Genomic DNA, 22512 nt, shown 5'->3' on the forward strand with positions numbered 1-22512 from the left:
ATGCAGGAGCTCTACACCTGCGTTACCTTGCAAATCCCCTCGTGCGGTCCCCGCGCGGGGGTTTTTTGTTTTTGTGGGGTCTGCTTGTTTGCGTTCAGTAGCGGATCCATTCCTCCGAAGTATTGCCCTGATGGTCGCGCCAGCGCAGCAACATGCCGCGCCAGAGTCGGACCGAGCCGAGCTCGGCCAGAACGGCGTTTCTGGAAACCCCGCTGGCGGCATAGACCCAATCCGGTGCGTCGCGCATGCGTGTCGGGACCCAGTTGAAATTGCCTTGCGCGTCATAATGGCCGAGACGCGAGCGGTCAGTGACATAGGTCGTTCCGTCATGACGGCGCTGGCCGTAGATGATGTGATAAAGCTCGATGCCGTCGCGATAGCGCGCAACCTCGGGCGGGATGGCCTGCACTCCGCCCGCCACGGAACCAGAGAGCGGATTTCCCATTGGGCAGCGCCAAAGCTGCAGGGGCGGCTCAACCGGCCAGGGTGTGATCCGCCGGATCATCTCGGCCTTGGCGGCTCCGCATTCCGCCGAGGCCGGAAATCCACCGGCAAGACAAAGCAGGATGGCACAATCGATCGGATAGGCTTTGGCAGGCGGCGCGCTCAGCGAAAGCGCGGCAACACCCGCAGCCAAAACCGTTCTGCGACGGGTTTTCTTAATCTGTCCGGGAACTCTGTCCATATTTGCAATCAATGACTGATTTGCAAATATGTACAGAGACGATCGGGCGAGATCAACCCAAGGTGAGCGCCACCGGCGCGACAACCGGCAAATCAGCGCCCGGATCGAAGCTCATGCCTTCGGGAAGTTCCAGAACCGAGAGTTCGCCGGTATTCCAGGAATAGAGCCAGACTTGGCTCTCCGAACCGCCAAGTGGCTGCAAGGGCTCGGCAATGCGGCGCTGGTCTTGGTTGATGGTTGCCATGGCACAGTCCCCTTCACTCGTGTCAGGAACTTCTTGCGCCTGTTGGTCACAAAATAAAGCCCCAACCGCGAAACTGGCTAATTGGACTGGCTAATCAGCTAGCCCGAATTATGCATGAGGGGTTGGTGAGGCTGGCTTAACCATTTGAAGAACTGTAGTTTTGTGGTTCCTACACCCAAAGCCGCAGTTTTTCAGGATGCCGCGCCTCACCATGGATGTCTCTACACCCTCTCGTCTGTGTTTGTCACCCGTCAATGGCCAGCAGGTCCTGCTCGGATTTGACGGCGCCAACATGAGTTCGGACGCTGGGCTGATGCTGTTGCGGGAGATCGAGCGCCGTGAAGGTCTGGCAGGTTGGCTGGCCTCCTGCATGGACGACCCGCGTGATCCAGGCAGGGTGCAGCACAGCCTCGAGGAGATCATCCGCTTCCGGATCCTGATGATCGCGGCGGGCTATGAAGATGCCAATGATGCGACCGATCTGCGCCATGATCCGAGCTTCAAGCTCGCCCTGGAACGCGCCCCGGAAAGCGGCGCGGCGCTGTGCTCGCAGCCGACCATCTCGCGGATGGAGAACCTCCCCGACGCCCGCGCCCTGATCCGCATGGGGCGCGAGATGGTTCGGTTCTACTGCCAGTCATTCCCGCAGCCCCCCCGACAGATCGTGCTGGATATCGATGACACCTTTGACGCGGTCCATGGCCATCAGCAGCTGCGGCTGTTCAACTCCTATTACGATGAATACGGCTTCCAACCCATCGTGGTCTTCGATGGGGAGGGACGGCTGGTCGGAGCCCTGCTGCGCCCGGCCCGACGCCCCAAGGGCCGCGAGATCGCGAGCCATATCCGGCGGCTGATCCGGCAGATCCGCCGCTTCTGGCCCGAGACCGAGATCCTGCTGCGGGCCGACAGCCATTATTGCGCCCCGCAGGTTCTCGATCTCTGTGACCGGCTCGGCCTGCTCTATGTCTTCGGCTTGTCCAAGAATACGCGGCTGGCGACACATATCCTGCCGCTCGAGGCGTCCACAGCCGAGCGCTACGCCCGCACGCCAGGACAAAAGCTGCGGCGGTTCAAGACCTTCTCCTATGCGGCCGGGTCATGGTCCAAGCCGCGCCGCGTCATTGCCCGGGTCGAGGTCAGCTCGCGCGGGCGCGACACGCGCTATGTCGTGACCAATCTCGAAGGCGGGCGCGGCAAGCATCTCTATGAGAAGCTTTACTCCGCCCGGGGTCAGGCCGAGAACCACATCAAGGCATGGAAAACCCATCTCGCCGCGGACCGGACCTCATGCACGAAGGCAAATGCCAATCAGATGCGGCTGATGCTGCACGGTTGCGCCTATTGGATCTGGTGGAGGCTTCGCGCCGCCTGCCCGAAACGGTCCCCGTGGCGGCACGCGCAGTTCGACACGCTGCGCCTCCATCTGCTCAAGCTGGCCGCGACCATCATCGAAAAGAAGACCCGGATCATCATCACCCTTCCGGCCTGCTGTCCGCGCAGGAAACTTCTCACTTTGCTGTTCCGCGCCCTCGAGCCACCGCGTCCGGTCTGACGCGAAACGCCCCGCTCATCCAGAAACCTCAACCTGCACAACCTCACATGACGTCAGCGGCCCTAACAAAAAAGGCCGCCGCAGCCATTTGCGCGGGTCAAGCCAGAATGGGCGACCACATGCCTACACCGTGCGAAACGGCGGCTTCATGAATAATTGCGGCTAGATCAGGTCTTCCTCGACCGCGCGCACCACGGCGGCGGTGACATTGCGGCATCCAAGTTTCTTCTGTGCGCTGGAGAGCCGCAGTTTCAGGGCCGAGACGCTAATGCTCAAGCTTTTGGCCGCTTCAGCGTGAGAATGCCCCAACCGGATCTGGCGCAGACCCTCAATTTCCTTGTCGCTCAAGGTGACCATGTTCTGCGCATAGAGATGGGCGAGAAGATCAAGCTTGTTGGCGAGCAGGCTCAACTCGGCATCGCTATATTCGCAATCCGGACGGGCGACCGAGAGGCAGGAACGCCGCCGCCCGGTGACCGTCACAAAGGCCGCACCATAGCGTAGCCCGTATTTGCGGGCCGCTTCGAAGATGCCAAAATCATCGGGAATATTGGCCGCGATCTCGGACCATCTCGCGGCACTTTCCCTCGGCTGCCCGACGATCCAGAGCGCAATCGGATCACGGCTGACGAAGATGTCCTGTTCCCATCGGGAGACCCAGGCCTCGGGGAATCGATTGATGGTGGTCACCGGTCTGCCGAGCTTGAAACCGAGACCGAGAAAAAAGCCGGAAGGTGCAAGATCTTCGAGCCCGGAGAGTAGCGCATCATGATCCGGAATGATGGTCTCGAGCATCGTTGCACCTCGTCGTTTCTTGTTTTTCGACTGGCAAGATATAGCCAATTAGCCTGTCTAAAAAGACAGGTAGGTAGCCTCTTGCGCGCAATCGGCTATGTTCTGCCGAAACACGAATCTGAGCAGGAGACTTCATGAAAATGCGCGGCCCAACTGGCGCCCTGAGCGAAAACCCCCTCCGCGCCTCGGCCAAGCTCGATGCCGGCATGGTGCAAATGCTGTCCTTGATGCTTGATGATGGAAGTCAGCCGGTGACACTCGAATTGCGCGATTTCGGGATCTGGGCGGTGACCGAGGACGGTGTGCGCATGTTCATCGGCTCGATGGAGAAGCGACCGGAAGTGCCGGATATGCCGCGCCCGTCCTGAGAAAACGACCTCCCGTCGCTCGTTCCATCCGGGCGAGACGGCAGCATGACTTCGCAAAGGAAGTCATAAATTTACCCCCGAAACCAATCCGGGCCGGAGCTTGCTTCGGCCTTGGAAGACATCTGCCCAGCGTTTACAAAGCTCAGAGAGAAAAGCTCGGCGCGTGTTAAATTTGCATGTTGACCGAGATTTGCAAATTTGACACGCTGGCATTCGGAAGGTGCTGCGTGGCCATGCTATGGAGACGCGGGCCGGTGATTGATCTGAGAAAAGAGCCCCCGAATGTGGTCACGGTCGACGGACTCAAGGAACTTCTGGAGGAAGGCTGGTTGCTCTGCATCTATTGCCATGAGCTGCCGGAACTGCGCGGCCCGCATTACCATGGCATCTGGTATGTGCTGGCCATCGAGCCGAAAGAACGTTCGCGTTGGGCCGCCCTCATCACCCAGCGCACCAGGCGTGCCCGCCAATCCGCAGCCATTGGCAATGCACCGCAAGCCGATCTCGCCTTCCGAGAAATCCGTACCCTCAGCACCGTCTTCACCATGTGCAAGGATCTCGGCCATTCCATCCCGGCCGCGCCCATGGTTCCCGGCCAAGCGGTCATTATCGACAGCAAGGCCGAATAGACGCCCTGCCCTGCTTGCCGTTTTGCTGCCCATGGTTTTCTTGGGCAGCCCCCTCGCCGCCAAGGCCGATATCATCCGCTTCGGCGCGGCGGCTATGACCGCTGAGAGCGGCAGCGCCTCCTCGGTCTTGCGCTATGATGCCTCCGGAAAACGCCTTCTGCCTAAAGCCGTGCAGCGTGCAGATGTTTCAGCCGATGCCGACGAGGATCTGATCCGCGCCTTCTTGCGCGACACGACCGCTGCCTCTCATTCGCGTTCGGCCGGCATCATGCCCGGGATCGACCGGGTGGCTTCGCGCTACCAGCATCATCCGGCTCTGCGCGCGGCCGAGTTGTCACCGCAAGAATGGCATGCGCTGTTTCGGGCGATGATCTGGCAGGAATCGCGGTTCAACCCGAAGGCACGCAGCCCGAAAGGCGCGCTTGGCCTGACGCAATTGATGCCTGGCACCGCATCACAGCTCGGGGTCGATGCCTCGGATCCGATGCAAAATCTCGATGGCGGGGCGCGCTATCTGCTGACGCAGCTTCAGGCCTTCCGCAGCCCGATGCTGGCGCTCGCCGCCTATAATGCCGGTCCCAAGGCCGTGCAAAAATATGGCGGCGTGCCGCCTTTTCCCGAGACCCGTGATTACGTGATCCGGGTGCTCTCCGAACAAGACCTCCTCCTCCGCAAGACCCAGTAGAAGGATCCTTCCCATGCTCCCGAACCTTGCTCTCCGGCGCTTTCGCCGGGCGATCCCGCTTGCCCTGTCGCTGCCGCTTATCGGCCTTGCCTCGCAGGTGATGGCCCAGGCCAATCAGGGCATCGATTTCACCAAGGCCAATACCTTGGGCAACAGTTGGACGACCTGGATCATGGGCAATCCGGTGACCTGGTTCTTCTCCACCGCCTTCGTCATCGTCGGCATCATGGCAGCGCTCAATCGCGCGCCCTGGGCCTGGCTGCTCTACGTCGTCATCGGCGCCCTCATTGCCATGCCGGCTTCGACGCTGGTCAGCAATCTCAACAGCTTCCTCTGAGCCATGGAACGCACCCCGGTCATTCTCGGGCTGACGCGTCAGGCCAAGCTCTGGGGCCTACCGATGCCCTATATGCTGGCGGTGGCGTCGCTCACCGTGCTGCCCTTCATGTGGAGCTCGCAGCACCTGATCCTGTCGCTGACCTTTCTCGCCCTCGGGCCTGTCTGGTACGGGCTGGCCCGCATTGCCGCCGCCGCCAACCCGAATGGCGCCCGGGTGCTGCGCGTCATCTTGCAAAAGACCCCGCCGACGCTGAACCGCTCGCGCAGGAAAGGCCGACGCTATGGCTAGCCTTGCCACGATTGGACGCAATCCGGCGGCGCAGGCCCTCCTGCCGAAGGATCCCGGCCTCTTCACCCACCTGCCCTATCTCATCGAACTCGACGACGAAATCACCCGCACGCGTCAGAACGGGCTGATGATCTCGCTCGAGATTGCCGGGCTCGACGGCATGACCGCCGCACCGCAGGACATTCACGAGTTGCGTCGCGCCCTGGCCGGAATGATCGACGGCCTCGATGAGCGCTTCAGCTTCTATATCCATCGCCTGCATCGCCGCGCCGATCTCGGGCTCACCCCTATCCATGGCGAGAGTTTTGCGGGCGATCTCGATCGCGCCTGGCGCAAACATCTCGCGGCGCAAGACCTGCATGATTTCGTCGTCGTCCTGACCGTGGTCTCCTCGCTGCCCGCACCGCTGCGCGTGCCGCTCTTTGGCAAGGCAGCAGCGAAGCTTCTGGAAACCGATACCGAGGCACGGCTGCATGATCTGCGCGAATTGGTCGAGGTGCTGGAAACTGGCTTGCCGCATGTCACCACCCGGCGGTTGAAGATCAGCGATGGCAGCCTGATCGGTTTTTACACCGCGATCAGCACCGGGCTTCTCGCCCCGGCTTGGCGCGGTCAGATGAGCCTGATTGCCGAAGATGCCGTACCCTCGGCCGCGACCTTCTATCCGAACGAGATCCTGTTCGACGAAGGCATAGGCCCACCTCGCTATGCCGCAGTTCTCGCGGTGAAGCGCTATAGTCAGGAGACCTGGCCCGGCATGCTCGATGCGCTCGACGCGTCCTTGGGTACCGTGATCTGCCACAGTTTCACCCCGATCGCCGCGGAAAAAATCGCCGGGCGCGTACGGCTCCGCGTCGAGCAGATGCGCGCCGCCGATGATCTCGCGACCACCATCCAACAACAGCTGATCGAGACCGCCGATGAGGTCGAAAGCGGCGGCAAGAGCGTGGGCCTGCATCAACTCACCATCACCGTCTTCGCAGAGAGCCGCGAAGCGCTCGATCAGCGTATCTCAAAGATCAAGGGCATGGCTGAACGCGCCCGAGTCAAGCTCACCCGCTGCACCCATAGTCTCGAGGCCAGTTTCTTTGCCAGCCATCCCGGCAATATGGATTACCAATGCTGGGGCATGACGGTCGCCACCACGACTTTCGCCGACATGGCCTCGCTGCATATGAGCGATGCCGGTAGTTCCGCCGAGGCGCTGCATTGGCGCACGCCGATCACCGTGTTTCAGAGTGCTTCCGGGGCGCCGCATCGGTTCAGCTTCCAGGGGCCGGGCCGCCCGGAATCCGAGCCACCGCTGGGTCATACTCTGGTGCTCGGGCCCTCGGATTCAGGCAAGACCACCACGGTCGCCTTTCTTGCTGCCCAGGCGCTGCGGGTGCGACCCCGCATCATCATCTTCGACAAGGATGAGGGGCTCAAAAGCCTCGTCGCAGCTTTGGGCGGTTCTTACGCCCGGATCCGGGCCGGACAACCGACCGGGCTCAATCCGCTCCTGACCGAGACCGGATCCCGCGGCGAGGCCTGGCTGATGGATTGGATCTCGGCATTAATCGAGCGTCGCGGCACGCTGTCGCCAATCCAATCTGCGGCGCTCAAATCCGCAATCCGCCGGATTGCCGCAGCACCCAAAGATCTGCGTAGTTTTGCCCATTTCGAGAGCCTGGTCGGTGATGTTCAGGACGGGCGCGAACTCGCCATGCGGGTCGCGGAATGGGGACCGGAGGGGCGCTATAATTGGGTCTTCGGAGCAGCAGATCAGCCGGTGGTCGATTTCCGCCGCAGCAATGTCGTCGGCCTCGACATGTCCGAGATCCTCGAGCATGCCACCGAGCGCACGGCGATCCTAAGCTATATCTTCCGCCGGCTCGAGCTGATGTTCGAGGACCGAGTGCCGACGCTTCTGATCATCGACGAAGCCCATGCCGCGCTCGACGATGCCTTCTTCGCCGCCCGCATGCCGAAATGGGCAGTCACCATGCGCAAGCTCGCGGTGACCATGGTGTTGATGACGCAGTTTCCGAGCCAGATCGAGGCGAGCAAGGCCAAGACCATTCTCGAGGGCCTGCCGCATCGGCTGATCTTTCCGAATGGCCAGGCACTCGAGAGCCAATATGCCGGGCTCAATCTGACGGAAAACCAGCTCGGCTTCGTGCTCGAAGGCCAATACGGGCCGCGCCGCGCGCTGTGGAATGGCCCGACCGGATCAACGCTGCTTGATGTCGACCTCTCGCCGCTGGGCCCGCTCTTGACCGCCTTAAGCGGCGGCAAATCAGCCTTGCGCGCCTATGGCGAGGGTTTCGAGACCCGGCCGTTTTTCTGGAGGATGGATCATGGTTAGAGCGTTTTTGCTTGGGACGCTGCTCTTTGGCCTTGCCGGCTGCGCCGGCGAGACACCGATCCGCAAGACAAATTGCTGGTCCGGCATGACGCTGCTCGAACAGGCCGGTGGTGATTGCGAGTTCCGCGATGTGCCGGAGGTTTAGATCCATGGCACTTGCACTTTCTCTCGCCACCCTGCCCTTCACGCCCCTTGCCCATGCTGCTGGTGTGCCAGCGGTCGATCTCAAGCAGATCGCTGAATGGCTGATGCAAAAACAGCAGGATCTGGCGCAGCGCGCCGCCGAGGCCCAGGAAAACTCCCGGCGCGCCGCGATTTTGAAGGAGCAGGATGCCCAACTCGCCGCACTTGATGAGACCCTGCGCCTGCTGACTGGCACCAGCGCCTTCATCCCGGATTTGGAAGGGGGTGACGATATAGGCGGCTCCGGCTTCGCGGCCGATGCGGTCTATGCCATCGAGGATGACAATCCCTATGCCGAGCGGCTGTTCGGCGATGCGCCCGCCACCATCGAGGGCATGATTGCCGAGACCGCGATGCGCTATGGAGGTCATCCGACGCTGGCCAAGGCGGGGATCAATGCGGTGGAGTTTCGCTGCTGGTTTCAGGGGCTTGTGAAGCAGGAATCGAATTTCAACATAGGCGCGAAAAGCCCGAAAGCCGCTTTTGGCCTCACCCAGATCATCCCGGGCACCGCGCAAGGCTTGGGCATCTATCCCGCCTATTACGACGATCCGCGGCTGCAGCTCGATGGCGGCGCGCGCTACCTGCTGCAGCAATTAAGCAAGTTCGGCTCGATGGAGCTGGCGCTCGCCGCCTATAATGCCGGTCCCGGTGCCGTCCAGAAATATAATGGCATCCCGCCTTATACCGAGACGCAGAATTACGTCCGCCGCATCAGGGCGCATTACCAGCTTTATGCGGGAAGGATCAGCGGCGCCGACGATCTCGGCTCCCTCGATCCCAAAGACATGGTGATCGCCGAGAGCTCGAATATCGCCGATGCCGGGCTGCATTACGCCAGCCATTCGATGACGAGCATGCAGGCCGCGGCGGTCAGGCTCCGGAGCATCATCGCGCGGATCGGTGCCACCGCTTCGGTCAAGGAGGCGATGGATCTCAACACCTATGCCCGGGCCGAAGTCACGCGGATGGCCGCGATCCTGACCCGGCTGCAGGCGACGCAGCGCAAGGTGGAGGCGGCGCGCTATGCCCTGCTTTTGCAGGCTTACGCCGAGGACGAGAGCTATCTGCAAGTGAGGTTGGAACGATGAGCTTTGGCAAAGCAATGCGGCGTGCCCTGGCCGTGGGGGCACTTGTCCTCATCCCGGTCGCGATGTCCGCCCAAGGCGTGCCGACGATCGATGTTACCAGCATTGCCCGACTGCAGGAGATGATCTCCGAGGCCAAGCTGCAGTTGAAGGAACAGGTCGCACAGAATGTGAAGCTCGACGCCCAGACCCTGAAGCTGATCGAACAGATCCAGCTCCTGCACAGTCAGATCGCGGCGCTGAAAGATGGTCTCACGCTGGCCGATCTCGGCTTTGACAAGGAGAGTTTCCTTAGAGAGATCATGCCCGGCTTCAGCGATTTGACCGCCTCGCTCGATGCCGCGAAATCCGGCGATTGGGCCTCTGTCCTCGCGGAGGGTGGCACGCTGAGCGGCGGCACGGTTTCCTCCCATGTCGATAAGGCCTTCGCCTCGGCTGGCCTTGAACGCGCCCGGGTCGATCAGCTCGCCAAAAGCGAGGAGGCGCCGAAAGCACGTATCGGGATTGCGGCCAATGTGAATGCCTTCATGTCGGTGGCGGCGGAATCCTCCTCGCAAGGCGCGCGCGACAGCCTGACCCGGATCGACGGGCTGGTTGGCAAGATAGAGGGCACGGAAAATCTCAAACAGGCCATCGATCTCAATACCCGCGTCACCGCTGAGCTCGGCATCGCGCTCGCCAATGTCTGGGCCATGCAGGCGGTGCAGACCGTGGGCATGGGTGAGGCCGGCATCATGGATGCCGCCACCGCCGCCGATGAAGAAAAATACCTGAGCATCAAACTGGAGGAATGAGCATGGCCCGTCGCATCGTGATCGGGGGCGCTGTCCTCGCTTTGACCCTCGCCGCCGTCATTTCCCTTCCCGTGTGGCAGGCGCAGGGACAAGATCCGGCGCAGCAGCAGGGGTCGACCACCGAAAACCCCTTCGCCGCGCTGGATCACCTGGCGGATGAGGCGACGCCGAATTTTGGGGCCAGTGATCAGGCGGCGGGGCGTGATCAGGACTTTCTGCGGCTATCGCCGAAATCAGAGACACAGGATGTCCCGAAGGCACTGACCGAAAACCTGCCGTACAGTAGCTGCGACAAACTCCCTGTGGTAGAATCTGCCGCCTTCAAAGCGGCTTCGCCCGATGCCTATGCCCGGCGCATGTTCTACGTCTACGCCCAGATGCGGCGGGTTCTCGACACCGGCGATTGCACCTGCAAAGGGAAAACTGCGCCTTTCGCAGCCGTGGAGGCAATCGAGGCAGAGCTGCAATCCACTGAGGGTGTTGACTGGAACCGGCACGCCGCCGGTCGGGACTATATCAGCCGGGCTCGCAAGCTCCGTGCGGATGTCGAAGCAATGTGTGGCGGGACCTTCTGATGGGTCTCGTCACCAATATCATCCAATCACTCGACGCCAGTGTGAAGGCGACCGGCGAGCGATTTTTCGAGAGTACGGCTTCCGCCGTCGGCCCGCTCTGGACCATATTCGTGACCCTGCTCCTCCTGCTCATCGGCATGAACATGGCGCTCGGCATCTATCGCATGAGTGCCAAGGATAGCTTGCAGATCGTGACGCGGGTCGTCCTCGTCTACATGTTTGCTTTCTCCTGGGCTAATTTCGGCACGTTCTACGATGCCTTGACCTCAGCCAGCGGCAATCTGGCGCTGAGCTTCTTTGACATTGCTGCCGGCTCCGGGGCGGACATCAATTCGGCCATGGACGGCTTTGCAGCTGACATGGGCGATACCGCAGACGGCGTAATGAAGAGCATGGGATCGATCACCCGCGGCGTGCTCGGGGCCCTCTTCTTTCTCATCCTCGCCATATTGATGGCGGTCTATGTCCTGGTCGTCGGTTTCGCGAAGATCATGATCGCTTTTCTGCTCGGTGTTGCGCCGCTGGCAATGATCTTCACGATCTTCAATCGCACCAAGCCGCTCTTCGAGGCCTGGCTTTCCTCCTTCGTCTCCTACCTGATGTATCCGATCGCAGCCTCGGCAGTGATTGCCGCCGTTGTGTCCATGGCAGGCGAGCAGTTCCAAGACCAGACGCAGGTCGACAATCTAAGCAGCCTCGTGGGCTTCATGGTCGTGGTCTTTGTCGGGGTCTTCGCCCTGATGAAGATCCCGGAAGCGGCCAATCACATCACCGGCCAGATGAACCTCGCCTCGATCGCCCCCGAGGCCATGCGCCTCGCCGGATCCACACTGCAGCGTCCAAGCCAGGTCGGGGCCAATGCCTTGGGCGTGCACGGGCTCGCCCATCCCAAGCAATATCTCGCCGGGCTGTCCGGCCTGCCCTCGGGCCTCACGGAGGCCAAATCCACTCCGCATCAGCGCTCGGCCCGTGAGGCCGGCATGGCGCTGCGCCAGAAACTCACGGCCCTCGACCTCATGCGCCGGAACTAGCCGCGCAAGGTCCAGCCCCTCCATCTCGGGAGAGATCCATGACAGACACCTTGTCTGAAGAGAGAAAGCTGCTCGCCAGACAGCTCTTCATCGAGCCGACCCGCCGGGAGAAACTGGCCTGGCTCGTCGCTGCCGGCGGCATGGCTTGCGGCATGCTCGGCCTTGCCACCACCCTCACTCTTCTGCCGCTGAAACAGACCCAAGCCTATCTTACCATCGTCGATCGCGACACCGGCATCGCCAGCCGCGCCGTCGAGGTCGAACGCGCCACCATGGAGCACGCCGATGCGGTCAGCCAAAGCCTGCTCTATGGCTATGTGCTCGCCCGCGAGACCTATGATCCGAATGACAATGAGGCGCGCATGTTGCGCGCCTGGCGGCAATCGAGTGGCGAGGCGCAGGCCTCACTGCAAGCACTCTGGGATGGCAAGAACCCGAACTACCCGCCAAGGCTCTACGGCGAGACGGGCCGGGTCAAGCTCGAGGTGCTCTCGATCAACCAGGTCAATGACACCACCGCCCAAGTGCGCTTCGTCAAAACCCTGATCCAGCCAAACCAGCCTGACCGGCTGGGGAATTTCACTGCCACGGTGAGCTACCGTTTCCAGCCGACGCAGGAAAGCGCGCTCGAACTGGTCTGGCAGAACCCGTTCGGCTTTGTCGTGACCGGCTATCGCGTCAGCTCGGATTCCCTGGAGGCCCAGAAGGATGATTAGGTTTTTCCACGCCGCGACGGCGCTTGTGCTGCTCACTACCCTGCCCTTCACCGCGACGGCGGAGGTTCGACCGAAAGCCGGGTCGCGCGATGCCCGCGTCACCTATGCCAATTTCGTCGAGGGACAGGTCTATCATGTCTCGACCCGGATCCGAAACATCACCCTGATTGAACTCGGACAGGGCGAGGAAATCCGCTCGGTCGCGGCGGGCGATCTCGAGAGCTTCCAGATCGACAAGCTCGAAGGCGCCAATGTCTTCACCATCAAGCCGGTGATCGAAGGGGCCTCGACCAATGTCACCGTCGAGACCAATCGCCGCTTCTACTTCCTGCAGGTTTCGGAAAGCCGCGCCACCCCGAACTGGTCGGTGAAATTCAACGCCCCGGGCGATGGCCGCAGCAACCGCGCCGCCCCGAGTGTCCGCCCTCTACCGACCGCACCACCGAAGAAAATGCGCTACGCGGTCTCGCGGGGCAGCTCAGGCGCGGATTTCGCCCCGGTCGGGGTCTCGGATGATGGCCAGAAGACCTATTTCCAGATCCCGCCCGGTGCCCCGATGCCGTCGCTGTTTCGCGTCGACAGCAAAGGCCGCGAATATTCCGTCAACAGCAGCACAAAGGCCGAGATCATCACCGTTGCGGCGCGCTCGGAACGCTGGGTGCTGCGCTATGGCGACGACTATATCTGCATCAACGGCCAGGAGGAGTAAGCCATGGTCGAGGATCAGGAGGACAAAGTCGCGGCACGGCTTGCCCGGCTGAAATCGCCGACCCGAACCAAGCGCAATCTCAAGCCCTATCTTATACCGACAGCGACGCTTGTCATTGGTACGGCGATGGGCGCTTGGGCGATGATGCCGCGTGCGGCCGATAAGGCCGAAGTCGAAAGCCTGCCGACCTCCAGCGTCACCGAGTTCCAGCAAGATCCCGGTCTCGCGGGTTTTACGGTGACGAGGTCGCAGCCCGAGGTTTCGCAACCCGCTGCCGAGCCGATCAAACCCGCGCCGGCAATGGCACCGGACCCGGCGCTCGAGGAATTGCGTGCGCGCCTCGCCAGTCTCGAGCGCGAGAACAAGGCGGCAGTGGAAAAGCTGCAGGCCGAGGTGGAGGCCGAGAAAGCCAAGGCGGCCGAACAGGAACAGGCCCTCAGCGACGCGGAGGCCGAACGCCGCCGTCTCGAAGAGGAATTGTTAAACACCGCGCAATTCGGCTTGCCCGATCAGGCGGCGGCCGAGGCCGAAGCGCAGCGTCTCGCCGATCTTGAACGTCGCCGTCAGGAAGCAGCAGAGGAGCGCCAGCGCCAGATCAATTCGCCGATGGTCGCTTTCCGCGCGGGTGGCAATGCCGCGGTAAATGGCGCTGATCCTGCCGCAGGCATGGAGTCGGGAAGCGCTGCATCGGACGCTGCCGGATCGCCCGATTTTCTGCGCGGGGGCGCGGGACGCGCCGAGATCACCAAAGCCGAACGCATCGCCCATCCCGGCCAAACCGTGGTGCAGGGCACGATGATCGAGGCCACGCTCGAAACCTCGGTCGATACCAGCCTGCCCGGCAATGTCGTTGCCAATGTCAGTCAGGATGTCTGGTCGATGGATATGAGCCAGGTGCTGATCCCGCGCGGCGCCAAGCTCTATGGCCGATATTCCAATGAGATCAGCCAAGGCCAGCGCCGGGTGATGATCGCTTGGGACCGGCTAATCCGCGCCGATGGCCTGACCGTCCGGCTGGAAGCCTATGGCAGTGACCGGGTTGGCCGTTCCGGCCTGACTGGCAAGGTCAGAAACCATACGCTCAGCCGTTTTGGCGCGGCGACAATGGTCTCGGTGATCGGGGCGCTGCCCGGAGTTCTTGAGGCCGCCGCCAATGATGGCGAGGAGGAGCATGACAGCGACACTCTTGCCGAGCTCTATTCCGGCATCGGCCAGGGTGCATCCAATGCTCTGAACGGCACAATGGCGGGCTATCTCAACCGCCCGCCCACCATCACCCTCGATCAGGGCCAAGTGGTGATCGTGCGGGTCAATCATGATCTGGAGCTCTTCTGATGGCGGCGGGTTTTCTCGAACATTATCTGCAACCGCTCGCGCCGCTGATCGAGGATCCAGTGGCCATCGAACTCTCGATCAATGCCGATGGTCGGGTCTGGATCGAGCGCAGCGGTGACGCCCATATGTCCGCGGTCTCGGATCTCACCCTGACCCCGCGCGCGGTCAGTGATCTCGCCAGCCAGATTGCCAATGAGGTGCGTCAGGCTCTGACCGAGCAATCGCCGATGGTCTCGGCGACGGTAGGGTTTCGGGGCGCAACCTTGCGGGCTCAGGCCGTGCTGCCGCCGGCCTCAGTTCAAGGCGCGGTGCTGGCCTTTCGCCTGTTCCGGGCGCGCGCTAAAAGGGACGAGCCGAAACGATTTTCCTTCCTGCGCGCCCCGGAGACCTCCTCAGAGGCGGCAAGGCGCGAGAAGATCCGGGCCATTCGCATGCTCGTTGAACGGGATGGGGATCCCGACGCTTTTCTGCGGGCCGCCATCGCCGAAAAGCTGAATATCCTCGTCTCTGGCGGCACCTCCACCGGCAAGACCGAGCTGGCCCGCAGGCTGCAATGGATGATCCCGGCGGAAGAGCGTCTGGTTCTGATCGAGGACGCGCCCGAGCTGATGCCCGGGCAGCCCAATCACGTGAGCCTTGTCGCCAGCCGCGATGATACCTCGCCGCGCTCGGCCGAGAAGCTCTTGCAGGCAACGCTACGCCTGCGGCCAGACCGGATCATCCTCGGCGAATTGCGCGGCCGCGAGGCCGTCACCTATCTCGGTGCGATCAATTCTGGCCATGGCGGCTCCTTCACCACGCTTCATGCCGAAACCGCCCGCAAAGCCTTTGACAAGCTGGCCCTCCTCGTCCTGGAAACGGGTACCCGTCTGAGTTTTGCCGAGGTGCTGCGCTACCTTTCCGGCTCGATCGATCTGGTGATCCAGGCCGGCCGTATCGGCCATAGGCGCGGCATTCTTGAACTGTGGTTTCCTGGGCTCGATGACGATCACGGAGATGAGGCATGACCAGTTGGGATTTCGCCGCGGATCATCCCGAACTGTCCGAACCCGAGGCCGAGCGTCTGATCCGCGCCCATGGCCATGATCCCGACGAGGTTCGCCAGGATCTCGGAGAGAGGTTCACCCTGACCGCCGAGCTCTTTGCCTGGCTCGGCTATTGAGGGGGTCTGGCATGCCGCAACTGTTGATCGTTTTGCCAGTTGCCGCTCTGGCCGGTGCTCTTCTCGGCTTGATGGCCGGTGGGCTCTGGGTCCAGCTCGAGACCGGGGGGAACACGTCGAATGGCGATATGTTTCTGCTCCTCCGGCAATTCCCGGGCTGGGACAAGATCGGGGATGAACCCTGGGCCTCGGGCTACCGGCTCGGTCTGATCGGCGCCGCGCTGCTTTCTGGTTTTACGCTGATCCTCTCCTTCGGCCAAAAGCTGACCGAGTACGGCCAGGCGCACTTTCAGAGCAATGCCGAAATCCGCCGCAATGGGCTGTTACAGCCTATCGGGCGCGGCCTCGTCTTCGGAAAGCTTGGCAAGCCCAAGACCAACAAAGCGATGATTGCGGCGGATTACGACAAATTCCCGCATTGCCTCGTCGTTGCCCCGACCCGGGCGGGCAAGGGTGTCGGCTATGCCATCCCGAACCTGCTGCTCTTCCCCGGCTCGATGGTGGTGCTCGACGTCAAAGGCGAGCTCTTTGAGGCGACCTCGCGCCATCGTCAGACCCAGGGCGATGCGATCTTCTATTTCTCGCCCTTCGATTTTGACCATGCCTCGCATCGCTATAACCCGCTCGAACGCGTTGCCCGCATCCGCCATGCCGATGAATGCTATACCGAGCTTGCCAAGATCGCGGATTACTTCCTCACCGTCTCCGACAAGGGCAGCGCCGGCGATTTTCTGACCGAGGGCCGCGATCTCTTCATTGCAGCAGGCCTCCTAGCCATCGAACGCGGCCGCCCGACCATCGGCGAGATCAGCCGCATTCTCTTCGGTCAGGGGGCAACTTCGAGCGCCTATGCCGCCCATGCCGAGGAGGTGACACATATCTCCGCCGCCCAGACCTTCCGCAAATTCGCCGGCTATTCCGACCGCACGCTCAGCTCGCATGCCTCGGTGCTGAGTGGGGCCGGGCTGTCGCTGTGGAACAACCCCGCCGTCGACCGCGCCACCAGCGGCAATGACTTTTCCTTCGCCGATCTGCGCCGCTTGCCGATGGCGGTCTATCTGGTGGTCAATGCCGATGCCATCAAGACGCTGGCCCCGCTGATCCGGCTCTTCTTTGGTGAGCTCATCGCCACGCTGCGCGCCAGCATGCCTGACCCGGTCCAGGAGCCTTGGCCGGTCAAGATCATGCTCGATGAATTTGACCAGCTCGGGCCGATGCCGATCATCGTCCAATCGCTGAAACAGCTGGCCGGTCATGGCGGCCGGGTCTCGATCATCACCCAATCCATCCCGGGTCTGGAATCAACGCCCTATTCCGAAAATGAGCGCCTGGGCATCGAATCCGCGGCCGGTATCAAGCTCTATCTCGCCCCGAACGAGAAGAAGACCGCCGAGGAGGTCTCGGAGGGCCTCGGCAAGACCACCAAGCTCGCAATCAGCGACAGCCTTTCGCGCGATGGCTCGGGTTTACTGCGCCGCTCGATCTCGCGGCGCAATGAGGAGCGCCCGTTGATGAGTCCAGACGAGCTGAAAAAGCTCGATCGCGACAAGGTCATCCTGATCCCCGAGCGTCAGCATCCGATCATCGCCGAGCGCATCGTCTACTATGAAGATCCCTATTTTAAGGGATTGATGGCGGCGCAGAAGGGACCCCTGCCCTATCCCTCGCGCGAAGGCGAAGGCCTGCGGCGTTTGCGAGAAACCGTCGAGGATCTGACACGGCGCATCGAGGGCCGCGCGCCGCTCTCCTATCCCGCCGCGCCCGAACTCACCCTGCCCGCCGGGACCGTCGTTAGGAAAGAGACGGATCCGAAACTTACAGAAGATAGCAACGCGGCGAGAACCGCCGTCCCACACGTCCCGTCACCTGAACCTGGGGAATTCGCATCGGGATCAACGGCGCAAACCGTTCTGCAGGAGTTGCTTGAGGAGGGCTCCACATTGAGCGCCGAGGAGATGCTGCGGGCTTTGAAGCCGCAGGAAACCCATGCCCGCGAGATCATGCAGGGGATCGAGGAAAAACTGCTGCGGAAGATTGGCGGATGATCCGGTGGTGCCAACAACACATTCCCGAATTTTTGTGAGAGGCGCTGCGCCGCTGAAGACTATCGCGGCTGCATTCCGCTTTTGGCGCAATGCGGGGCGTGACCAAGGCCCACACCCTGTCAGGACAATGCTGCCGCCATGTTAGCGAAAGATTGGCCACGCGTGGCGTTACTTCGGCGCGCGTTATTCTGCACTTATCGGGACGCCAAAGTACTGGCGACGCGAGGGCGGGCCGGAACCCGCCCCGACGATCTTACGGCAACTTCCCGTCAGATGAGTGCCAGATTGACGGCGCTGTCCTTGCCGTTGCGGCCGCGTTCAACTTCAAAGGAGATTTTCTGCCCATCGGGCAGGCTACGAATACCGGCGCGCTCAACGGCAGAGATATGAACGAAGACGTCTGAACCGCCCGCGTCGGGTTGGATGAACCCGTACCCTTTGTCATTATTGAACCACTTTACAACGCCCGTAGCCATGTCCGTATCCTGCTATTTTCGATAACACTGCCATTTCGATCGCACAAAACAATCAGTGCGACAAACGGCTTTTCAACCTGATCGCCCCTGCGACGCCGCCCCCTGCGAGCGCTGTGGCGCGGTGGCAACGCCCGATGGTCGACTTGCTACTATAGACGGAGCGGACTGCACTGAGCAGGGGCGTCGGGCTGCACCAAAAAAATTCTGCGGTTGCATTGGCCGCACCAGATACGACCTGACCGAAAGGCCATGACGTACCTCGCCGGGACGAGTGTTAAGGGCAAGGCAGAATTAATTGAGACTACCATGAAACACCTGATCCTTGCCGTCGTCCTCACCGCCTCGACCGTCACTGCGGCCGAGGCCCGGAATCCCACTCGCTGCTCCGACTACAGTACTTGGGAAGAAGCCCAAGCGGCGCTCAAAGGCGGCGAATACTGGCTCGACCGCGACAACGACGGCATCGCTTGCGAATCTCTGCGCCACTGACGCGTTCCCATTGCTGAACGCGATTGCCGCTGTTGCTTTCGCACCAGCGCGGTTGGACGAAGCCTTCTACATAAATCAATGTGGCACTTTGATCGCAGACATCCTGACGGGATCGCGAATGAGCAGACGTATTTACCGCGCCAGTGAAGGCTCGCGTCGAGTAACCTGCTGTCCATGAACTCAGTCCTGCCTAATGCACTCCTGGATTTGATTGGGATCTACCTGCAACGCCCTACGTCCATCCCGCCCATTGCGGTCATCGGGTGCGCCCCCTGGTGCCGTACCGCAGCTTCACCGAAACGGTCATTCATACAACAAGCAGTGTCCTGCCCCGCAAGACTGACCCGCCCCGCCGACCGGCGGGCGAAAATCCATTGCCCAGATTACAGCTTGCGGGAGACGAAAAGGGTATCACGGAAGCGTAGGCCTGTTTTCGGGAATGGAATGACTGCCTCCCGCGCCTGCGGAGCGATGTTGCATTCCGCGATCATGAGACCCGCCTCGCCTTGCGTAAAGACGTGTCTATTGAACGCAAATCGGAGAAAGCTGGACGTCCGTTTCAAGACGGATTGCGCTGCGCCAGAGCGGGGTCTTGAAGACGTGGCAGACCCGGCTCCCGAGATCGCCTTCACGTATCTCACTGATCAGCCCCGCCCATGCGAGCGGTCTCAGGACGCATGACGAAAACGCGCCCATCTCTCGCCAGCCTGCAGTGTGCCAGTCATGGGCCTCGCCATAGAAGGTTTCGAACAGCGCGGCTTCGGTCGTGCCGTGGTCCGCTTCCATGTTGATCACGTTCATCCAAATATCCCAGGTGCCGACAGGACGGTCGTCGAAGCGTGCGTAGGACGCGTGATCGATTTGCAGCACGAAGTATGGGATCAAGTCGGCAAACAGGCGGCCGGGGCTATCTACCAGCTCGGCCCCACGCTTGGTCATCCGAAACTCACCCTTGTAGTGACGCCCCAGCCGCAGTGAAATCGGGAGAAAATGCAGGAGCTCGAGCGGAGGAAACTCATATTCGTTGATGACCTTCTGGTAGCGGAACATCTCCTCGGCGGACTTCCCGGGCCAATCGAAATGCTCGACGGCCCAATGAACGAAGACACGCTTGAAAGCCATGGTCTTGGTCAGGCCGATGGAACCATGCTCTCGCGCGAACTGAAGTATCAGGAGCGCGCCTCGCAGAAGCGGCGAATGCCCGAGGTCAGGATGGTCATCGGCGAGCGTGCGAAATTCGATCATGGCAGGATGCTGCCACAGAGCACTGAGCGACACCATCCGTTCCGCGAGAAGGGAACAATCGCGACGGACAAAAGGACCCAACAGGCTATCCCGCTGGATAGGTGCTTGGTCATTGACCCGGCCAGCGGCACGCGGCAGGTCCGATTGCAGGAATGGGGAACGACATGAATCGATCTGAAGACATCCGCGCCAAGCTGGAGAAACGCGAACAGCTCTTTGCACGCGGAACTGGTGGCGTACTTCGAAAATACGGTCGATCACCTGATCGCTGACGCCCTGAGGTCCGACGGCGACGATGAGAACATTGAGACGGCGCTGATCGGCGAATAGCCCCCCTCAGGCGGTAGTGCCACACTGCCGGTATAAAGCCGTCGCAGGCAATGAAGGGCATAATCGTTTCCCGGCCCAAAGCAGCCAGTTGATACGTTACCGCCGCCGTGTCGCCTCTCGAGGTCAGTCACTCGGGCTTGCCGCAGCTATCTGCAGAGCAGAGGGAGCCAGTGCAGGAGGGATGGACCGTTTGCGAACGCTACAGCCCTCATAGCAAAAAGGCCGCCCCGAAAGGGACGGCCTTCGCTGTCTTGCGACGAGCGGATGATTACATCATGCCGCCCATGCCGCCCATGTCGGGCATGCCGCCGCCGGCCGCTTTGGGCTCGGGCTTTTCGGCGATCATGGCTTCGGTGGTGATCAGCAGACCAGCAACCGAGGCCGCGTCTTCCAGCGCGGTGCGGACGACTTTGGCCGGGTCGATGACGCCGAACTTGAACATGTCGCCATATTCTTCGGTCTGGGCGTTGAAGCCGAAGGCCTTGTCGTTCGACTCGCGGACTTTGCCGGCAACGACAGCGCCGTCGACGCCAGCGTTTTCAGCGATCTGACGCATCGGAGCTTCCAGAGCGCGGCGGACGATGGCGATGCCGGCGTCCTGGTCCGAGTTCGCACCGGTCAGGCCTTCAAGGACCTTGCCAGCCTGAACCAGAGCCACGCCACCACCGACGACGACACCTTCTTGAACCGCAGCGCGGGTCGCGTTCAGGGCGTCATCAACGCGGTCTTTGCGCTCTTTGACTTCGATTTCGGTCATGCCGCCGACGCGGATGACGGCAACGCCACCGGCCAGTTTGGCGACGCGCTCTTGCAGTTTCTCGCGGTCGTAGTCCGAGGTGGTTTCCTCGATCTGCTGACGGATCTGCGAAACGCGGGCTTCGATCTCGGCTTTCTCACCAGCACCGTCGACGATGGTGGTGTTGTCCTTGTTGATCGTAACTTTCTTCGCACGGCCGAGCATGTCGACGGTGACGTTTTCCAGTTTCATGCCCAGGTCTTCCGAGATGACCTGACCGCCGGTCAGGATCGCGATGTCCTGCAGCATGGCCTTGCGGCGATCGCCGAAGCCCGGAGCCTTGACGGCAGCGATTTTCAGACCGCCACGCAGCTTGTTGACGACCAGCGTGGCCAGAGCCTCGCCTTCGACGTCTTCAGCGACGATGATCAGCGGCTTTTGCGACTGGATGACAGCTTCCAGCAGCGGGACCATCGGCTGCAGCGACGAGAGTTTTTTCTCGTGCAGCAGGATGTAGGCGTCTTCCAGGTCGGCAATCATCTTGTCGGCGTTGGTGACGAAGTAGGGCGACAGGTAGCCGCGGTCGAACTGCATGCCTTCGACGACTTCGACTTCGGTCTCCATGCCTTTGTTTTCTTCGACGGTGATCACACCCTCGTTGCCAACTTTTTGCATGGCTTCGGCGATTTGCTGGCCGATGAAGGCCTCGCCATTGGCCGAGATGGTGCCGACTTGGGCGACTTCAGCCGAGTCGTTGACCGGGCGCGAAGCTGCTTTGATCGCTTCGACGACTTTCGAGGTCGCCAGATCGATGCCGCGCTTCAGATCCATCGGGTTCAGGCCAGCCGCAACCGACTTCATGCCTTCGCGGATGATCGCTTGGGCCAGAACGGTGGCAGTGGTGGTGCCGTCGCCGGCTTCGTCATTGGTGCGCGAAGCGACTTCGCGGACCATCTGGGCACCCATGTTCTCGAACTTGTCCGAGAGTTCGATTTCTTTGGCGACCGAAACGCCGTCCTTGGTGATGCGCGGAGCGCCGAAGGATTTGTCGATCACGACGTTACGGCCTTTCGGGCCGAGGGTCACTTTGACGGCATCCGCGAGGATGTTCACGCCTTTCAGCATGCGGTCGCGGGCGTCGCTGTTGAACTTGACTTCTTTCGCAGCCATTTGTTCGTCTCCTAGAATGGGTTACGCGGAAGCGGAAATCAGGCGATGACGCCCAGGATGTCGCTTTCCTTCATGATCAGCAGCTCTTCGCCGTCGATCGTGACTTCGGTGCCCGACCATTTGCCGAACAGAACACGGTCACCAGCCGAAACCGAGGGTGCGATCAGCTCGCCCGAGTCCTTGCGCGCGCCTTCGCCGACCGAGACGATTTCGCCTTCAGCGGGTTTTTCTTTGGCGCTATCGGGGATGATCAGGCCGCCCTTGGTTTTCTCGTCCGACTGGACGCGACGGACCAAAACGCGGTCATGCAGCGGTTTGAAAGCCATGTTTGTTTTCCCTCAATTGGACAAACAGTTTGTAGGGCCCCACGCGTCAACGGAAGGGCCGCGCGTAACCCTAGCGGCATCACGCGACAGATGACGTACTACGCTCCTGGGCGGTTTCAAGGGGTGTCGAAGGGATTTTTGTCACTCAGGATATCCGAGTGCCAGA

Annotated in this window: 26 protein-coding genes; 19 read left to right on the plus strand and 7 right to left on the minus strand. The window is 61.5% G+C overall.

The window, feature by feature from the left end:
* Positions 1-94: 94 nt before the first annotated feature.
* The gene (locus tag RGQ15_RS22045) at positions 95-685 is read right to left on the minus strand and encodes a hypothetical protein (RefSeq protein ID WP_311163054.1); all 591 of its coding nucleotides are present in this window, start codon (positions 683-685) and stop codon (positions 95-97) included.
* 52 nt (positions 686-737) lie between these two features.
* A complete protein-coding gene (locus RGQ15_RS22050) occupies positions 738-929 on the minus strand; it encodes a hypothetical protein (protein WP_311163055.1) in 192 nt (63 codons plus the stop codon).
* Positions 930-1140: 211 nt separating this feature from the next.
* On the opposite strand from RGQ15_RS22050, the gene RGQ15_RS22055 reads away from it, so the two are divergent.
* The gene (locus tag RGQ15_RS22055) at positions 1141-2484 is read left to right on the plus strand and encodes an IS1380 family transposase (protein ID WP_311163056.1); all 1344 of its coding nucleotides are present in this window, start codon (positions 1141-1143) and stop codon (positions 2482-2484) included.
* A gap of 162 nt (positions 2485-2646) precedes the next feature.
* Here RGQ15_RS22055 and RGQ15_RS22060 read toward each other — a convergent pair whose 3' ends face one another.
* Positions 2647-3279, minus strand: a complete 633-nt coding sequence (locus RGQ15_RS22060) for a helix-turn-helix transcriptional regulator (RefSeq protein WP_311163057.1) — start codon at positions 3277-3279, stop codon at positions 2647-2649.
* Positions 3280-3413: 134 nt separating this feature from the next.
* Between RGQ15_RS22060 and RGQ15_RS22065 the strand changes: the two genes are divergently transcribed.
* The 17 genes from RGQ15_RS22065 (at position 3414) to RGQ15_RS22145 (ending at position 17574) form a co-directional block, all read left to right on the plus strand.
* Positions 3414-3647, plus strand: coding sequence for a hypothetical protein (locus RGQ15_RS22065; protein WP_311163059.1), 234 nt, complete (start codon positions 3414-3416; stop codon positions 3645-3647).
* 254 nt (positions 3648-3901) lie between these two features.
* Positions 3902-4276, plus strand: a complete 375-nt coding sequence (locus RGQ15_RS22070) for a hypothetical protein (protein WP_311163060.1) — start codon at positions 3902-3904, stop codon at positions 4274-4276.
* A gap of 94 nt (positions 4277-4370) precedes the next feature.
* Positions 4371-4961, plus strand: a complete 591-nt coding sequence (locus RGQ15_RS22075) for a lytic transglycosylase domain-containing protein (protein ID WP_311163061.1) — start codon at positions 4371-4373, stop codon at positions 4959-4961.
* Positions 4962-4974: 13 nt separating this feature from the next.
* Positions 4975-5298 (plus strand): TrbC/VirB2 family protein, encoded by a 324-nt coding sequence (locus RGQ15_RS22080; protein WP_311163062.1) that lies wholly within the window; start codon positions 4975-4977, stop codon positions 5296-5298.
* 3 nt (positions 5299-5301) lie between these two features.
* Positions 5302-5589, plus strand: coding sequence for a VirB3 family type IV secretion system protein (locus RGQ15_RS22085; RefSeq protein ID WP_311163063.1), 288 nt, complete (start codon positions 5302-5304; stop codon positions 5587-5589).
* A complete protein-coding gene (locus RGQ15_RS22090) occupies positions 5582-7936 on the plus strand; it encodes a VirB4 family type IV secretion system protein (protein WP_311163064.1) in 2355 nt (784 codons plus the stop codon). Before RGQ15_RS22085 ends, RGQ15_RS22090 begins: the two co-directional genes overlap by 8 nt.
* Positions 7929-8081: a hypothetical protein gene (locus RGQ15_RS22095; RefSeq protein WP_311163065.1), complete on the plus strand. Its 153-nt coding sequence runs from the start codon at positions 7929-7931 to the stop codon at positions 8079-8081. The genes RGQ15_RS22090 and RGQ15_RS22095 overlap by 8 nt, the downstream gene beginning before the upstream one ends.
* Before the next feature lie 4 nt (positions 8082-8085).
* Entirely contained in the window at positions 8086-9210 is a 1125-nt protein-coding gene (locus RGQ15_RS22100; RefSeq protein WP_311163066.1) for a lytic transglycosylase domain-containing protein, read from the plus strand.
* Positions 9207-10001 (plus strand): type IV secretion system protein, encoded by a 795-nt coding sequence (locus RGQ15_RS22105; RefSeq protein WP_311163067.1) that lies wholly within the window; start codon positions 9207-9209, stop codon positions 9999-10001. Before RGQ15_RS22100 ends, RGQ15_RS22105 begins: the two co-directional genes overlap by 4 nt.
* Before the next feature lie 41 nt (positions 10002-10042).
* Positions 10043-10576, plus strand: a complete 534-nt coding sequence (locus tag RGQ15_RS22110; protein ID WP_311163068.1) for a hypothetical protein — start codon at positions 10043-10045, stop codon at positions 10574-10576.
* On the plus strand, positions 10576-11607 hold the full coding sequence (locus RGQ15_RS22115) for a type IV secretion system protein (protein ID WP_311163069.1): 1032 nt from the start codon (positions 10576-10578) through the stop codon (positions 11605-11607). Before RGQ15_RS22110 ends, RGQ15_RS22115 begins: the two co-directional genes overlap by 1 nt.
* A 38-nt stretch (positions 11608-11645) precedes the next feature.
* Positions 11646-12323, plus strand: a complete 678-nt coding sequence (locus RGQ15_RS22120; protein WP_311163070.1) for a virB8 family protein — start codon at positions 11646-11648, stop codon at positions 12321-12323.
* Positions 12316-13032: a TrbG/VirB9 family P-type conjugative transfer protein gene (locus RGQ15_RS22125; protein WP_311163071.1), complete on the plus strand. Its 717-nt coding sequence runs from the start codon at positions 12316-12318 to the stop codon at positions 13030-13032. Before RGQ15_RS22120 ends, RGQ15_RS22125 begins: the two co-directional genes overlap by 8 nt.
* A gap of 3 nt (positions 13033-13035) precedes the next feature.
* Positions 13036-14367: a TrbI/VirB10 family protein gene (locus tag RGQ15_RS22130; RefSeq protein WP_311163072.1), complete on the plus strand. Its 1332-nt coding sequence runs from the start codon at positions 13036-13038 to the stop codon at positions 14365-14367.
* Positions 14367-15374 carry an ATPase, T2SS/T4P/T4SS family gene (locus RGQ15_RS22135; protein WP_311163074.1) on the plus strand — a complete coding sequence of 336 codons (1008 nt, stop codon included), beginning with the start codon at positions 14367-14369 and terminating at the stop codon, positions 15372-15374. Before RGQ15_RS22130 ends, RGQ15_RS22135 begins: the two co-directional genes overlap by 1 nt.
* Positions 15371-15529, plus strand: coding sequence for a hypothetical protein (locus RGQ15_RS22140; protein WP_311163075.1), 159 nt, complete (start codon positions 15371-15373; stop codon positions 15527-15529). The genes RGQ15_RS22135 and RGQ15_RS22140 overlap by 4 nt, the downstream gene beginning before the upstream one ends.
* An 11-nt stretch (positions 15530-15540) precedes the next feature.
* Complete coding sequence (locus RGQ15_RS22145; RefSeq protein ID WP_311163076.1) at positions 15541-17574, plus strand: type IV secretory system conjugative DNA transfer family protein; 2034 nt, start codon at positions 15541-15543, stop codon at positions 17572-17574.
* Between the two features lie 269 nt (positions 17575-17843).
* On the opposite strand, the gene RGQ15_RS22150 is transcribed toward RGQ15_RS22145, so the two are convergent.
* Complete coding sequence (locus RGQ15_RS22150) at positions 17844-18050, minus strand: cold-shock protein (protein ID WP_311163077.1); 207 nt, start codon at positions 18048-18050, stop codon at positions 17844-17846.
* Between the two features lie 306 nt (positions 18051-18356).
* Between RGQ15_RS22150 and RGQ15_RS22155 the strand changes: the two genes are divergently transcribed.
* Positions 18357-18539, plus strand: coding sequence for an excalibur calcium-binding domain-containing protein (locus tag RGQ15_RS22155; RefSeq protein WP_311163078.1), 183 nt, complete (start codon positions 18357-18359; stop codon positions 18537-18539).
* Between the two features lie 522 nt (positions 18540-19061).
* On the opposite strand, the gene RGQ15_RS22160 is transcribed toward RGQ15_RS22155, so the two are convergent.
* The 3 genes from RGQ15_RS22160 to RGQ15_RS22170 form a co-directional block, all read right to left on the minus strand.
* The gene (locus tag RGQ15_RS22160; RefSeq protein ID WP_311163107.1) at positions 19062-19784 is read right to left on the minus strand and encodes a hypothetical protein; all 723 of its coding nucleotides are present in this window, start codon (positions 19782-19784) and stop codon (positions 19062-19064) included.
* Between the two features lie 598 nt (positions 19785-20382).
* Complete coding sequence (gene groL, locus RGQ15_RS22165; protein ID WP_311163079.1) at positions 20383-22020, minus strand: chaperonin GroEL; 1638 nt, start codon at positions 22018-22020, stop codon at positions 20383-20385.
* A 38-nt stretch (positions 22021-22058) separates the two neighbouring features.
* The gene (locus tag RGQ15_RS22170) at positions 22059-22346 is read right to left on the minus strand and encodes a co-chaperone GroES (RefSeq protein WP_155040647.1); all 288 of its coding nucleotides are present in this window, start codon (positions 22344-22346) and stop codon (positions 22059-22061) included.
* Positions 22347-22512: the final 166 nt, after the last annotated feature.

It is taken from the genome of Paracoccus sp. MBLB3053 (genome assembly GCF_031822435.1).
GTDB classification, from domain to species: domain Bacteria; phylum Pseudomonadota; class Alphaproteobacteria; order Rhodobacterales; family Rhodobacteraceae; genus Paracoccus; species Paracoccus aurantius.

Bases quoted from the DNA above. Each gene is read 5' to 3' on its own strand.
- RGQ15_RS22045 (WP_311163054.1), bottom strand. From the start codon at position 685: ATGGACAGAGTTCCCGGACAGATTAAGAAAACCCGTCGCAGAACGGTT.
- RGQ15_RS22050 (WP_311163055.1), bottom strand. From the start codon at position 929: ATGGCAACCATCAACCAAGACCAGCGCCGCATTGCCGAGCCCTTGCAG.
- RGQ15_RS22055 (WP_311163056.1), top strand. From the start codon at position 1,141: ATGGATGTCTCTACACCCTCTCGTCTGTGTTTGTCACCCGTCAATGGC.
- RGQ15_RS22060 (WP_311163057.1), bottom strand. From the start codon at position 3,279: ATGCTCGAGACCATCATTCCGGATCATGATGCGCTACTCTCCGGGCTC.
- RGQ15_RS22065 (WP_311163059.1), top strand. From the start codon at position 3,414: ATGAAAATGCGCGGCCCAACTGGCGCCCTGAGCGAAAACCCCCTCCGC.
- RGQ15_RS22075 (WP_311163061.1), top strand. From the start codon at position 4,371: ATGACCGCTGAGAGCGGCAGCGCCTCCTCGGTCTTGCGCTATGATGCC.
- RGQ15_RS22080 (WP_311163062.1), top strand. From the start codon at position 4,975: ATGCTCCCGAACCTTGCTCTCCGGCGCTTTCGCCGGGCGATCCCGCTT.
- RGQ15_RS22085 (WP_311163063.1), top strand. From the start codon at position 5,302: ATGGAACGCACCCCGGTCATTCTCGGGCTGACGCGTCAGGCCAAGCTC.
- RGQ15_RS22090 (WP_311163064.1), top strand. From the start codon at position 5,582: ATGGCTAGCCTTGCCACGATTGGACGCAATCCGGCGGCGCAGGCCCTC.
- RGQ15_RS22095 (WP_311163065.1), top strand. From the start codon at position 7,929: ATGGTTAGAGCGTTTTTGCTTGGGACGCTGCTCTTTGGCCTTGCCGGC.
- RGQ15_RS22100 (WP_311163066.1), top strand. From the start codon at position 8,086: ATGGCACTTGCACTTTCTCTCGCCACCCTGCCCTTCACGCCCCTTGCC.
- RGQ15_RS22105 (WP_311163067.1), top strand. From the start codon at position 9,207: ATGAGCTTTGGCAAAGCAATGCGGCGTGCCCTGGCCGTGGGGGCACTT.
- RGQ15_RS22115 (WP_311163069.1), top strand. From the start codon at position 10,576: ATGGGTCTCGTCACCAATATCATCCAATCACTCGACGCCAGTGTGAAG.
- RGQ15_RS22120 (WP_311163070.1), top strand. From the start codon at position 11,646: ATGACAGACACCTTGTCTGAAGAGAGAAAGCTGCTCGCCAGACAGCTC.
- RGQ15_RS22125 (WP_311163071.1), top strand. From the start codon at position 12,316: ATGATTAGGTTTTTCCACGCCGCGACGGCGCTTGTGCTGCTCACTACC.
- RGQ15_RS22130 (WP_311163072.1), top strand. From the start codon at position 13,036: ATGGTCGAGGATCAGGAGGACAAAGTCGCGGCACGGCTTGCCCGGCTG.
- RGQ15_RS22135 (WP_311163074.1), top strand. From the start codon at position 14,367: ATGGCGGCGGGTTTTCTCGAACATTATCTGCAACCGCTCGCGCCGCTG.
- RGQ15_RS22140 (WP_311163075.1), top strand. From the start codon at position 15,371: ATGACCAGTTGGGATTTCGCCGCGGATCATCCCGAACTGTCCGAACCC.
- RGQ15_RS22145 (WP_311163076.1), top strand. From the start codon at position 15,541: ATGCCGCAACTGTTGATCGTTTTGCCAGTTGCCGCTCTGGCCGGTGCT.
- RGQ15_RS22150 (WP_311163077.1), bottom strand. From the start codon at position 18,050: ATGGCTACGGGCGTTGTAAAGTGGTTCAATAATGACAAAGGGTACGGG.
- RGQ15_RS22155 (WP_311163078.1), top strand. From the start codon at position 18,357: ATGAAACACCTGATCCTTGCCGTCGTCCTCACCGCCTCGACCGTCACT.
- RGQ15_RS22160 (WP_311163107.1), bottom strand. From the start codon at position 19,784: ATGATCGAATTTCGCACGCTCGCCGATGACCATCCTGACCTCGGGCAT.
- groL (WP_311163079.1), bottom strand. From the start codon at position 22,020: ATGGCTGCGAAAGAAGTCAAGTTCAACAGCGACGCCCGCGACCGCATG.
- RGQ15_RS22170 (WP_155040647.1), bottom strand. From the start codon at position 22,346: ATGGCTTTCAAACCGCTGCATGACCGCGTTTTGGTCCGTCGCGTCCAG.